Raw genomic sequence first — 13838 nt, forward strand, 5'->3', positions numbered from 1 at the left:
ATTGGTCAAATGCGTCAAATGTGTTTAGTCTTAGGAGTGGACATCATACGGTAATTTGCAGAGTGATTCCAAACTTGTTTATACTCAAAAAAGTTTTGAGCATTTCCACGTAAAGAGTAAACGGAGGCCATTAGTCGTGCCAGAATCGATCACGATCACCGATAACCGCAGCGGTAAGTCGGTTGAGATCCCTATTGAAAACGGTGGAATATCTTCAGATGCTTGGCGAAGTATTCTTCCCGGTACTTGGTTTTTCGACGCTGGTTTGACCACTACGGCCATGACCGAGAGCGCGATAACCTACTTAGATGGCGACGGGGGAGTGTTGCGTTATCGCGGCTATCCAATTGAGCAATTAGCCGAAGAGTCAACTTATCTCGAGGTAGCGTATCTGTTGCTGAAGGGAGAACTCCCCAATAAAGTTCAATACGACGCCTGGGTGAATGATATTACCCATCACACATTTATTCATGAAAACGTTAGAAAGCGCTTTCTGGAAGGGTTCCATTACGATGCACACCCGATGGGTATGCTTGTCTCTGCGGTAGCCGCCCTGTCTACCTTCTACTCTGATGCCAAGGATATTCACAATCCTGAGGTGCGTGAGAAGCAGATCGTGCGCTTGATAGCAAAGATGCCAACTTTGGCGGCTGCAGCGCACCGTTTTAGCGTTGGAATGCCCTTCGTCTATCCAGATAACGAGCTTCCATTCCCAGCTAACTTCTTGTCCATGATGTGGAAGGTTGCGGAGCCGCATTACAAGGCGAACCCGGTTTTGGTAAGAGCGATTGACGTCTTGTTTATCCTTCACGCCGACCACGAGCAGAATTGTTCTACGACAGCGATGCGTACAGCAGGATCTGCCCATGCCGATCCATACTCCTCAGCTGCCGCAGCTTGTGCGGCTCTCTATGGCCCACGCCACGGCGGAGCCAACGAGGCGGTCGTGAGGATGCTTACCGAGATTGGCTCGATCGATAATGTCGACGCCTTTGTTGAATCCGTGAAAGCCGGTAAGACCCGTCTTCAAGGCTTTGGCCATCGTGTCTATAAGAACTATGATCCTCGTGCGAGGATCATCAAGAAGGTCGCCTATGACGTCTTTGAGGTAACGGGAAAGAACCCGCTTCTAGATATCGCATTGAAGTTGGAAGAGACTGCATTGAGCGATGATTATTTTATCTCGCGAAAGCTCTATCCAAATGTTGACTTTTATTCTGGTTTGATCTATCAGGCGATGGGCTTTCCAATTGACATGTTCCCAGTCCTTTTTGCTATTCCGCGAATTTCTGGGTGGCTTTCTCACTGGTCTGAGCTCTTGGACCAAGACGCTAAAATCGTTAGGCCACGCCAGCTCTATACGGGTGCTCCTGAGCGAAATTATGTAACTATTGAGCAGAGGTAGCCTCGAGCCAACTTGTTGATGTAGCCCTATTTGTGAGTTAAATGCTATAGGGCTCCTTGTCTTTGAAGGAGCCCTATAGTTTTAATTGCAACTATCGCTGGTCTTTTGGCGTTTTTAGGTGGATCGTGATTTAGAAGTCCTGAATCTCTTGATTTATGATTCGCACTAACCCTTCCTGAACCACAGAGACGACCAATCGACCATCGCTCGAGAAGATCTGACCGCGAGCGAGTCCTCGTGATCCAGAGGCGGTTGGGCTCTCCTGGTCGTACAAGAACCATTCATCGGCCCTAAATTGGCGGTGAAACCACATAGCATGATCGAGGCTCGCTACCATTACGCCAGGTTGATCCCAAGATACTTTATGTGGAAGCATCACTGAATCCAAAAGGGTCATATCTGAGGCGTAGGCTATCACGCATGCATGTAAAAGTGGGTCATCTGGAAGAGTTCCATCTGCACGTACCCATACCCTTTGATAGGGTTCGCGCTTTTCTTGGGTCTTGAACATGTTTGGTTCGGTGATGTAGCGCTGGTCCAATGGCCGTGGCCTAGAGTACCACTCGCCCATCCTCTTGGCATATGGCGCCATCTTTTCTTTAAAGGTAGGCAGCGAAAGTGGATCTGGCACGTCGGGCATCTCGCTTTGATGATCGATTCCTGGCTCTTGAATATGAAAGGATGCAGAGAGGTTAAAGATCGCTTCCCCTCTTTGGAGAGCGATGACTCTTCGGGTCGTAAAGGACTTGCCATCACGAATTCTATCGACTAGGTAGACGATAGGGATTCTGGGATCGCCGGGCCTTAGAAAATAGGCATGTAAGGAGTGTACGTTTCCCTTAGAAACGGTTCGTCCTGCGGCCACAAGAGCTTGTCCAGCCACCTGTCCGCCAAAGACCCTCATTCTGTGCTCTTCGGGCGAATAGCCCCGAAAGATATTTTCTTCTATTTGGTCTAAATCAAGTAGCGTAATTAGCGCATCGAGAGAATCTGTCACACCTACATCTTTGCCTAAAAATCTGCAGCATCGGTCGGAATACTCAGAACATGGTGAGATTTTGCGCTTCAATAATTAATATTTTACAAAATGACTACTAAGTTTCGTAAGTTTTATCTGTACTGAAAGCAAAATGGAGCCTATCTTTACTGGAGGATATGATTGAAGAAGGCGGCAAGGTAGATATTTCTGGCACCTATGGAGCACTTCGCTTAGCAAGAAGCCGATAAAAGTTCATGAGATCAAATTGCAGTGGTAAGGGAGCTTTTGCCGCCTACCATATTTGCATCCACCGATATGACTTTCATCCATTCGCCTTATTTAACCCAAACTTGTACCACGCGTGCGGTATTTCGAATTTCATCACTTGACAGGGCGTCTATTAAATTGACACTTTCTATCTTTTATTCACTTTCAATTTAGAATATTGAGCGATCCACCTCCCTTGGGATGAGTAGATAGAGATCCTTTTGGAATCTTTTAAGCTGGCGTGTACGCAGCGGGTGAAATGTTCTTTTTTGTACTCCGTTTCATCGCAAGCGGATCGGCTACGAAGTTGGCAGGCGGGCCAAAGAGTTCTTCAAATGCGAGTTGAGGATGGCGCATTGCCTTACTCTGGCATCTGGTCAGCCTTTTGTTTAAACACTGGGATGTTGGCCAGTTCAGTGCGCTAACCACCGAGGAAATTTCCGGCATTGGACAAAGCCTATCCACATCAATAATTACTGATCGATGAATTCCAAAGGATTTCGTCGCCGTCACTTGAGGCTTTAGCTAACAAGAGGGAGACGAAGCTCTAGTCAACATCAAAGAAAAGGGACTAATTACGAAGGAGAGCCTCATCGGTAAAGTGGGAGCAATTACCAAAGAAAAAATTGAGGAGACCACAGGTCGCCTACTCTCAAGCTTCATAACTGCGCCAAGAGATGATTCATGCGAGGTGCTCAGTCTTTTGATAGGTATCTCTTTGGTCATTAGGAAGACAGATGGCCTACCCTTCTAACTGAGCGTCCGAAGGAACTTGTCTAACTTTTTCTAAGAGAAATTATCTAGTAAAGATAGCAGCACTTGCTTATGAGAGTAGGAAAGAGAGGCTTTGGGCAACCTAATTTTAGGAGTCAAAGACTCTTGGCGTAAGTTGAGCCATTGTTAGCGATTATCTTTATGGCCGTGATCATCGGAGTGCGTATGGATGAAGCCGTGATAACGTGAAGAGTTCCGGCTTTTGGAACCATGTAGCTACCTGCCCCATCTTGTACTTTACCGCTTTCAACGACAATCTGATAGGTCTTGCCAGCCTTTAGCCCATCCACTGTCAAGACCAACTGCGACCCCCATCCTCGCGGTTCAGCCACAATTGTTCCCACGGGTGAAGCCGCCTTATTGTTAGAGACGAGATTTACTACCATCGATGATGGAGAGGACGTTACTGTTGCAAGGTAAGACGGTGCCTTTGGTCTCAGGGCAAGCGTTGACAGCGAGACTACTGCAACTATCGAAGCTGCTATTGCTCCATATCTCATATTTCTATTTGACCTTCGCAACTTCGAAATCTCGACGAGAGCCAGATCACGGTCGACCTTAGATGATCGTTCTTCAATAGCCCTAGGTGGCACTATGAGTGCTACAGAAGCAGGTGTCGCTGAATGCGACCTTCGAATGATAGCGATTGTGGAGCGTATTTCACCTATCTCGCTCTGGCACTCAGTACAACTCATTAAGTGATCTTCGAGTTCAGGATTGCTTCCCGGCCCTTCTATCACATAGCCGCCAAGAGACTCTTTGAACTTGAGGTGTTCGTCCATCTGCACCTACCTCACCTCCTCGCCCATATTTTCTCGAGCCTTCTTCAAGCCATAATAAATGCGCGACTTGACTGTCCCAATTGGAACTTTCAAGATCTCACTTGCGTCGAACAACGATAGGCCCTCAACTACGACTAAATCAATAACTATGCGATGGTCGCTCGATAGAGCATCTAGTGCGTTATTGATCACGATACGGTCAACAACCATCGTATCTAGGTTGTAGAAGCCATCCAACTCTGTAGCATTGTCACCGTTACGACTATGGTTTGGGTCAGTATCGGTCGTGGCAGTCGAGACGTTTTCTTTACGTCTAAAGTTGTCCACCACTAAATTCCGGACCACCTTAAAGAGCCACGGTCGAGCGCTATCTTCATTTAATAGCGTTGGCGAACGTTGAAGTTGTGAGATCAATCTCACAAAACTCTCCTGAACGACGTCGAGAGCTTGACTGCGATCACCGCAGAGTGAGAATGCATATCCAACGAGATCATCTGAACATGACCTCCAAACTACATCCACCCGTTCTGATGCTAGCAATTGTTCCCCTAAACGTCTCGCAGAGTGCCGTATAAGAAAATAGAACACCCGTTGTGGAGATTAACCTCGAAACGGGTGTCCTATTTCAATCTAGCTAAAGATTTACGGTAAAATTGATTAGCCGACTACTGGGGCAGCCAGAACCATTCCACCAGTCGAACCCATGTAGCTTGCATCTCCGTAACTAAAGACGCCGCCATCTTGGGCAATTAGCCAATATCCGCCACCATACGGGGTTGCGAGTATGCCAACTATCGGCTGATTTAGCTTCATTGAGGCGGCCCCGCCATAGTAGCTTGCATCTCCGTAACTAAATACGCCGCCATCTGCTGCGACCAACCAATAGCCTTTGCCATCTGGAGTAGAAGCAATGCCAACTATCGGCTTATTTAGCTTCATTGAGGCGGCCCCGCCATAGTAGCTTGCATCTCCGTAACTAAATACTCCGCCATCGCTACTTGCAAATCGATACCCACCGGGAGTACTGCGAGTTACAAGTTCGTGGACACTGTTTTGAGTATCATTTAAGTAGTAGATAGCTAGCGAACCATCGCTTAAAGTGACAGCTTGGATTCCAAAGAGGCTGCCTGGTGGTTCGTTTGGAGCAACATTTCTCATGGCGTCAACCATTTTGGTCATGGGGTTGATCTCAACGATTGTATTGACTCCACCATTTGCAACTAGGAGGTCACCGTTGAGGGGGTTTATAGTAATCCCAACTGGCACATTCAAAGCACCGTTGCTAACAACCAAGCTTGTTGTGGGTGACGACGTCGATACCCCAGAAATTGCATAGACGCTGTTGTTATATGCATCAGTCGCATAGAGGGTGTCGTTGGCTTTGGAGTAGACGATCGCCGATGGCCCTAAATTTGTAGCCGACGAACTTGAACTTCCAGGGGCTGGTCCCCATGGAAGGCTGGCGAGAAGAGTAACTCTGTCCGCGCCAAAGTTTGGCGCGGTGAGGTTGGAGATAGAGTAGACCTTCCCGTCGTTGACATTACTCCAGTAAAAGACGGGAGATGACCCGTTGCCGTTGAATGCCTGACCCCATGGCCCGTTGAAGGAGTTGGTTACCTTATTGGATGCAGTGGTTTTGTTATTTATGGTTCCAGAACCATTGGTAGAAGCTAACGCTGCTCCGTTTGGGTTATTGTTGCCTAGAACGATTGATACGTCGCCGCTTGGCATCCCACTCGGAGTTGGACCAATATTACTCGTCCAAAGGGCCGCACCATTAGCGTTGAAGGCCAGCCCTGCTGTTCCAAAGAGCTGCCCTTGTGAAATGGTTGTCGTAACACCATTTCTAATCCGGACAATAGAACTGCCTGCTCCATTAGTACCGGCGCTGTTATTGAAATCGCTTACGATTACGTCGCCAGGTTGCCAAAGCGAATTTGAAGTAGGCACATAGTTTTGAGGTACGATAGCGATACCGTAAGGATTTGTATCGCCATTTGCCGAAATAGTTGAGCCAATATTTACATCAACTAGTGATGAAAGAATCGAGCTAGGTGAAGCCATTGTCGCAGATGCTATCTGTGGGGCAGCCACCAAAGTAGCTGCGCCTGAAATTAGCCCAGCGATAGATGTAAGGCCAGCTGCAGCAAGGGTCGGCATTAAGCCGAACCTCGAGACAGAACTAGCCCGCGTTGTTGAGTGTGGTTTTATTCTCATAGGCCAACAACGTCTTAGGTGGCCAAAAGGTTCAATCAATTTACGGATATTTTGCAAAATGCATTTCAACCTTTCTAACTCTTACCTCTGCTGAGACCAAAATGGTGCTGGACGTGATTGATCAGATATTCGATGAAGCTGGCAAGTGGATAGGTGAGGTCCTATGGCACTCTTAGATTTGTAAGAAGTACAAAGGATTTTTTGATTCGATTTCGATAAAAAATGGGCGTTAGTCACCTAAAGTGCGACTCCGGCCATATTGCCTCAGCTGAAGGTAGTCCGTTACCACAAACGCGACACCTCGATCGCCACACTTCAAACGTTTCTCAAGTCAAGTGTTGTGTGACGTCGGGGCTATCTTTCAAGAAAGTCATACCCCAATATCCGATAGACATCTTTGTCATCTTTCTGTCATCTAACAACAAGCGTGGTAGGTTGTCGACCCGACCTGCCAAATCCCTCCAAGTGGCGTCTTTTCCTGACTTTTCTTTATCCAATACTGGCTGGTTGACGCTAAGCAAGCTAGATATTGCAGTGGCAGAGAACCATTTATTGACAGGGACTTGGAGAAAATCCCATATGGGACCGGTACACAATTCCAAGATTAATTATTTCGGAATAGTTTTTGGCTCAAGTTACCGTTGCTATTCCTTTTGTGCCAGTGGGTGCGGGGCTTAGAATTCAAAAAGGTTTAATATCTACTTTTGCAATTGTCTTCTAGGTGGATGAGCTCTTGCCTTGAGGGATCAGTCGTAGGTGAAGACAGGGTAAAAAGGGCAAGAAAAGTGGCGACCCAAACCAATTTCCCCAGTGGCCTATGAATTAGCATTTGGGGTGGCGGTTGCTTTGCTATGTTCAGGTCACCCTAGGTACCTCTGCAAAATCACCTGAAGATGTTTTTGTCAAGGGTCGATATTTTCAAGACTATTTCTACACGAAGCCGACCAGCCTGATGCGATCTAAGGCGTGGTTAATGTTTTCAAAGAACTTGGATTTGCACAATGGGCTACTTTGTCAAAGGACGAATCGTTGCATGCAATAATTAGATGGAGCAGCACCTCAAATTGGAAATTACTAAAAATTTATCGTCAGACCGTCACGGACTGACCGCAAAAGAAGATATGCAAGTTACCCATTGGGGAATTTTAGATATCGCCCTAACCGATGGACAGCGAAACGTCATTGGTAGAGCGACTTGCAAAAAGATGTGGCTTTGTTGTCCTACAGCCATCAATCCTAGAACCAAACTCCAAGATGGTTCATACCTGTGAATCTTTATAAGGAGTTTTTCAATTCCAACTCTCCAACTCGTTACCTTCCTACCGCCGTGTTTAGGATATAAAGAGTTCATTTTGTCGTGAATTGTTTCACATTATCGCTATAGAAAATCGCAAAAGTTGTCGACTCTGATCTAGACTGATATTATTCATATATCTGTGGGCGCAAAAATGTGGTAATGGAATCTTGGGCCCGACGAGGTTTTATCGAAAGTGTTTAATTTGAAAAAGTTAAGTTCCCTGCTGCTTGAGGTTCGAGCATCCGGTAAATATGTAAAGGCGTTTCGATACGTTGTGACCTCTGGCGTCTCCGTAGTAGTTGCCCAGGTCGTTCTCTTTGTTTGCTTTGGTCTTACTCGACGTTTTAGCGCCACCACCTCAAATTTCATCGCAACTGGGGTTTCGGCAGTTCCTGCTTATTACATGAATCGCAATTGGGCGTGGGGTAAAAGCGGAAAGTCTCACTTTTGGCGCGAAGTCTTCCCTTTTTGGTTCTTGGCGTTTTTGGGCCTTGGTCTATCGATGGGTATGATCGCCCTGACCACAAGATTTGCTACCACTCATGGCTATACCCACTTTAAGACAGCAATTTTGGTAAATCTTGCTTCGATATTTGCCTTTGGAATTCTTTGGGTTGGCAAGTTCTTTATCTTTAATAAGTTTATGTTTACCAATGATGACATCAACTCGACCCTAGTTGCCAGTGGTGCCTTTGAAGCTGAAGCGGTCTGATCTGGTAAATTCGAAAGTTTTGGCGTTTGTTTTAAGGTTAGTTGATGGATGTTTTTGAAGCTGCAAAGCTAGTCGTTGGTATCGATACCAAGTCTTTCGAGGAAGCTAAAGCTAGGCAGTTGACCCTTACAAAGCCGCCTTATGCGCTTGGAGCCTTAGAAGATGTTGCGGCTCAAATTTGTGGAATCGCCTCATTGGTGCCGGCTAGAACTCCCTCTCGTGGAGCCCTGGCTATATTCGCCGGAGATCACGGTGTGCTAGAAGAGGGGATCTCTCCATGGCCAATGGAAGTGACTGCCCAGATGGTCGGAAACTTCCTAAGCGGAGGAGCCGCTGCCAATGTTCTGGCTAAGCGAACATCGACCAAGGTCCTAGTTGTCGACGTTGGAGTGGCTCTAGACCTTGTGCCAACAGAGGGTCTCATTATCCAGAAAGTTGCTAAGGGTACCTCCAACCTAGCTAAAGGTGCTGCTATGACAAGAGAACAAGCAGCCAAAGCAATTCAAGTTGGCTTTGATGTCGCCTGTGACTTAGTTTTAGATGGCCATGACATTCTAATCGCGGGCGATATGGGAATTGGGAATACAACCCCTTCAGCCGCGATTGTAGCCTTTATGGTCGGTGCCCCCGTGGCATCGGTGACGGGCTATGGTACTGGTATCTCTTCGGAGTTGTTTGAGAAGAAGGTTGCAATCATTGAGAGCGCAGTTTCTAGGACTGCTAGTTCGATAGATAGAAGTGACGTATTGGGAGTTCTAAGTTCGATCGGAGGCTTTGAACATGGCGCAACCGTTGGCTTTATAATCGGGGCTGCATTTTCAAAGGTTCCACTTGTATTAGATGGTGTGATATCAAATTCCTCTGCACTTCTTGCTCGTGAGTTGTCTCCTTTATCTCTCCAATATTGTTTTGCCGGTCATGCATCACGAGAAGTTGGAGCCAAGGTGGCTAATTCCGCGCTTGGCATGGAGCCTCTTTTGAATTTGGATCTTGCTTTGGGCGAAGGTTCAGGCGCACTCCTTGCGCTAGGACTGATTCAAGGTGCCACAGACCTCTTGGCGGATATGGCGACCTTTGATCAAGCCGGAGTTACCGAAAAGTAATCTTTGAAAAGTAATCTTTGAGCTTGGAGCGAAGCTATTTCTTGGCAGATCTTTAGGATAGGTGGATCGATCAAATGGCCGTTACCAATTCATTTATTTGACTAGATTTGGTTAGTCTTAGCTAGCAAGCTCAGCTGTAAGTTTTGCGCTGATGAGAGCGTCGATTCCATCTAGGAGATTTGGGGAGAGATCGCCCAAGTATCGCGAAACTGGGTTATTGAGAGAGAGTCCTATCTCGGCCGCTTCGTCGCAATATGTCCGTGCGATCTCGACGCTTTGTTCTAGCGCCCCAGATATTAGAATTTCGCGTCGCGCAAGGGAGAGTTCACCTAAACCAAAGGCACCTTGGCGGTTGGAATCTAGTAGCCGTCGCAATTTTGAGGATTCGCCTGCGTTTTCTAGGGCAATTATTGTTGGAAGTGTGTAGATTCCTTCAAGTAGATCTTGGCCAGGGGCTTTTCCGAGTTGGTCGTCAGAGCCTATAATGTCCAATACATCATCTCTTATCTGGTATACCATTCCAAAGAGATATCCGACTCGATCGAGTTTTTTAGCGACATCGTCCTCCAACCCGGCAGCTAACGCACCGATCTTGCAAGACGTTGCCATCAAAGAGGCGGTTTTCCCCGAGATAGCTGAGAAATATTCCTGTTGGGTCCGATTGGTTTCAAAGGCCGAGTTAACTTCGAGGATTTGGCCCTCACATAGTCGAGCTAAGGTGTCTGCAAGGAGTTCTGCTATCGATTGGCTAAGTCGAGCTGCGATGCCAGCTGCTCTTGCTAGAAGGAAGTCGCCAGCTACGATTGCTATGAGGTTTCCCCACTTTGCATTTACGCTGGTTACATTGCGACGGGTGGTTGCTTCGTCCATGACGTCGTCATGGTAGAGCGATGCCAAGTGTACTAGTTCAACCGCCACTCCGGCTAAGAGTATCGATTCATTAAGTTCACAACCGCCAGCGATCGCGGATGCCATCGCAAGGGTAGGTCGTATTCTTTTGCCACCAGCGTTTATTAGATGGGTGGCTACTTCGGATAGGCGAGGATCATCAGATGCGACAGATCGAGCTAGTAAAGCTTCGATTCGATCCATTTGAGCGGGATAGCCTTCTATAGGTATGTCGTAGAGTAAATGCACTGTATTCTAGGCTATGTGAAGTTAACCATAAAGTAGTAACGTGCGCGAAAAAAAAGCATTTAGTCCATTGTTTTAGTGACGAGATCGGGGTAATACTTCTCGTTGAAATGGATTATCTAGCAAAAGGTGTGTCAACTTTCACAGCAAAATGTTAGTTGATTGTTAACTGAGCTCTACTCTAGGTCGATAAAAGTTCGATACTTAGGTAGAAGGTGGTTCTCGGCGATGGCAAAGCTGTAGGTGCCCGGTGCGAATAGTGCGTTATTGTTGATTCATAGAGGATCTAATTTGGTAATTTGTTTGGCATTTTTAACCCTTTTGAGTCAGATCGAGGTTTTGATTGAAAAGATCTCCTCGATAGGGAAAGAAAACAGCCAAGTGAGTGTTTCAATACTTACGAATAGTTAATGAACAGGTCTGATATGGGTTTTAGCGAAATCGAAATTACAATTGATAGTGTTCTATCAGCCCTAGCGGGGAGGCAAAGTCTTGTTTGAAAGATTCACAGATAGAGCTAGACGAGTTTTAGTGCTTGCACAAGAAGAAGCTCGCCTTCTCAATCACAACTTCATTGGAACTGAGCACATCCTATTGGGCTTAATCCACGAGGGCGAAGGAGTGGCCGCAAAGGCACTCGAGTCCCTTGGGATATCTTTGGATGCTGTTAGATTTAAAGTCGAGGAGCTTATCGGCCCAGCAGCCGGCCCAGCAGCCGGTTCTCCGCCTTTTACCCCGAGGGCCAAGAAGGTTCTCGAGCTTTCACTTCGTGAGGCACTTCAACTCGGCCATAATTACATTGGCACCGAGCACATGCTTCTGGGATTGGTTCGAGAGGGCGAAGGTGTAGCCGCTCAGGTTCTAACCTCCCTTGGAGCCGATCTCTCGCGTGTTAGACAACAGGTCATACAGATCCTCTCTGGTTATCAGAATCGAGAGACCGCTGGAGCTAGCGTGGGCGGACAGACCTCTCAGGGCGAAAATTCAACGGGATCCCCAGTTCTAGATCAATTTGGCCGAAACTTGACGCAAATGGCTCGCGATAAGGAGTTGGACCCTGTAGTGGGTCGCGATAAAGAGATCGAACGTGTAATGCAGGTCTTATCGCGACGTACAAAAAATAACCCAGTTCTAATCGGAGAGCCTGGGGTCGGAAAGACTGCCATAGTAGAGGGTCTTGCCCAAAAGATAGTGGCTAACGACGTCCCAGACACTCTTAGAGGCAAGCAGCTTTACACTTTGGATCTTGGTTCATTGGTAGCAGGTAGCAGATATCGTGGTGACTTTGAAGAGCGTCTGAAGAAGGTTCTAAAAGAGATTAAGACCCGCAAGGACATCATTCTCTTTATCGACGAACTTCATACCTTGGTAGGTGCTGGTGCTGCAGAGGGGGCTATAGATGCCGCTTCGATTCTCAAGCCTATGCTTGCGCGTGGTGAGTTGCAGACGATAGGTGCTACAACCCTAGATGAGTATCGTAAGCATCTTGAGAAAGATGCTGCCCTAGAGCGACGTTTTCAGCCCATAAAGGTGGGAGAACCAGCCCTTGAGCACACCATTGAGATCTTGAAAGGTTTGAGAAATCGCTATGAATCCCATCACAATGTCACTATCACCGATCAAGCGATAGTAGCAGCTGCAAATTTGGCGGATCGTTATATTGCTGATCGTTTCCTTCCTGATAAGGCTATCGATCTAATCGATGAAGCCGGGAGCCGCCTGCGAATTCGTCGTATGTCGATGCCACCTGAGCTAAAGATTATCGAGGACGAGATAAATGGTCTAAAGCGTGACAAGGAGGCAGCAATCGAGCGTCAAGCATTTGATGACGCCAAGAGGATTGCCCTTCGTGAAAAGGAACGCCAAGAGGCAAAGACTGCGCTAGAGCTTGAATGGAAAGCCTCCGGTCAAGATCTCTTTGACATTGTCGATGAGGATGTAATAGCTGAAGTTCTTTCCAATTGGACAGGGATTCCGGTCTACAAGCTAACTGAAGCTGAGACAGCCAAGCTTTTGCGTATGGAAGACGAGTTGCACAAGAGGGTTATAGGCCAAAATGAGGCCATAAAGGCACTTTCTAAGGCGATTCGCAGAACTAGAGCAGGATTGAAGGATCCTAAGCGACCGAGCGGTTCCTTTATCTTTTTAGGGCCGACAGGCGTTGGAAAGACGGAGCTGGCTAAGACCTTAGCTGACTTTCTCTTTGGTGATCAAGATGCTTTGATTCAACTCGATATGAGCGAGTATATGGAAAAGCACACAGTTTCTAGGTTGGTTGGTTCGCCTCCAGGATATGTCGGTTATGACGAGGGTGGTCAATTGACGGAAGCTGTCAGACGAAAGCCGTTCTCCGTCGTCCTCTTCGATGAGGTAGAAAAGGCTCACCCTGATGTCTTCAATGCTCTTTTGCAGATCTTAGAGGATGGTCGTCTTACCGATTCGCAAGGGCGAACAGTTGACTTCAAAAATACCGTTTTGATTATGACTTCGAACCTTGGAACTGGCGATCTGCGCAAGTCCAGCGTCGGTTTTTCTAAATCAAGTGACGATGTGACCTATGAGATGATGAAGCGTCGAGTGAACGATGCTCTCAAGGCTCACTTCAAGCCTGAGTTTTTGAACCGTATTGACGACGTGATCGTCTTCCACGAGCTGACACAAGAAGAAGTTACAGAGATCGTTGATCTAATGATCATGCGTGTTCAGTCGCAGCTTGAGGCGATGGGAATTGGATTGGTCCTTACCCTTAGCGCGAAGGAATATGTGGGAAAGAAGGGTTACGATCCAGCACTTGGTGCCAGACCGTTGCGAAGAGCGCTCCAGAGGTTGATCGAAGATCCGCTATCTGAGAAGCTCCTTTGGAAGGAGTTCAACGCCGGCGATACTGCAGTTGTGGATGTCGAAGGTGATGAGTTGGTCTTTAGGAGAGTTGAGGGTCTACAACCGCCAGAGATCGAGCTAGCTGAAACTGGTTCTGGACAAGAACAGCAATAGATCATAGGTATTATTTAGGAACCGCTGAAATTGGCATCTTTATAGTTTGCATGGATCTTCAGATAAATCTTTGAGACCAAAAGATGAATTAGGATCTAAATTTTTGTCAGGTTTTCAATATGTTTAGATTGCTTCCCCTCTCACATCTGTGAGAGGGGAAGCTTTCTTTAAGAT

General features: G+C 47.0%; 9 protein-coding genes. 4 read left to right on the forward strand and 5 right to left on the reverse strand.

The annotated features are described in order from the left end of the window. The first annotated feature begins 136 nt into the window (after positions 1-136). Positions 137-1405: a citrate synthase gene (locus AXFE_RS05335; RefSeq protein WP_052604870.1), complete on the forward strand. Its 1269-nt coding sequence runs from the start codon at positions 137-139 to the stop codon at positions 1403-1405. Positions 1406-1535: 130 nt separating this feature from the next. Here the strand turns inward: AXFE_RS05335 and tesB are convergent, their stop codons facing one another. From tesB to AXFE_RS05355, 4 genes are all read right to left on the reverse strand, one after another. Next, positions 1536-2402: an acyl-CoA thioesterase II gene (gene tesB, locus AXFE_RS05340; RefSeq protein ID WP_052604871.1), complete on the reverse strand. Its 867-nt coding sequence runs from the start codon at positions 2400-2402 to the stop codon at positions 1536-1538. A 1118-nt stretch (positions 2403-3520) separates the two neighbouring features. Next, complete coding sequence (locus tag AXFE_RS05345) at positions 3521-4213, reverse strand: anti-sigma factor (RefSeq protein ID WP_052604872.1); 693 nt, start codon at positions 4211-4213, stop codon at positions 3521-3523. Next, entirely contained in the window at positions 4214-4747 is a 534-nt protein-coding gene (locus AXFE_RS05350) for a sigma-70 family RNA polymerase sigma factor (protein ID WP_052604873.1), read from the reverse strand. It abuts the gene before it with no gap. Between the two features lie 117 nt (positions 4748-4864). Continuing rightward, entirely contained in the window at positions 4865-6367 is a 1503-nt protein-coding gene (locus AXFE_RS05355) for an NHL repeat-containing protein (protein WP_052604874.1), read from the reverse strand. Positions 6368-7923: 1556 nt separating this feature from the next. Between AXFE_RS05355 and AXFE_RS05370 the strand changes: the two genes are divergently transcribed. Both AXFE_RS05370 and cobT read left to right on the forward strand, forming a co-directional pair. Beyond that, a complete protein-coding gene (locus AXFE_RS05370; protein WP_052604877.1) occupies positions 7924-8433 on the forward strand; it encodes a GtrA family protein in 510 nt (169 codons plus the stop codon). Positions 8434-8477: 44 nt separating this feature from the next. Continuing rightward, a complete protein-coding gene (gene cobT / locus AXFE_RS05375; RefSeq protein WP_052604878.1) occupies positions 8478-9536 on the forward strand; it encodes a nicotinate-nucleotide--dimethylbenzimidazole phosphoribosyltransferase in 1059 nt (352 codons plus the stop codon). A 117-nt stretch (positions 9537-9653) separates the two neighbouring features. Here the strand turns inward: cobT and AXFE_RS05380 are convergent, their stop codons facing one another. Next, positions 9654-10628, reverse strand: a complete 975-nt coding sequence (locus AXFE_RS05380; RefSeq protein ID WP_052604879.1) for a polyprenyl synthetase family protein — start codon at positions 10626-10628, stop codon at positions 9654-9656. A gap of 534 nt (positions 10629-11162) precedes the next feature. On the opposite strand from AXFE_RS05380, the gene AXFE_RS05385 reads away from it, so the two are divergent. After that, positions 11163-13664, forward strand: coding sequence for an ATP-dependent Clp protease ATP-binding subunit (locus AXFE_RS05385; RefSeq protein ID WP_052604880.1), 2502 nt, complete (start codon positions 11163-11165; stop codon positions 13662-13664). Positions 13665-13838: the final 174 nt, after the last annotated feature.

It is taken from the genome of Acidithrix ferrooxidans (assembly GCF_000949295.1).
Taxonomy (GTDB): domain Bacteria; phylum Actinomycetota; class Acidimicrobiia; order Acidimicrobiales; family Acidimicrobiaceae; genus Acidithrix; species Acidithrix ferrooxidans.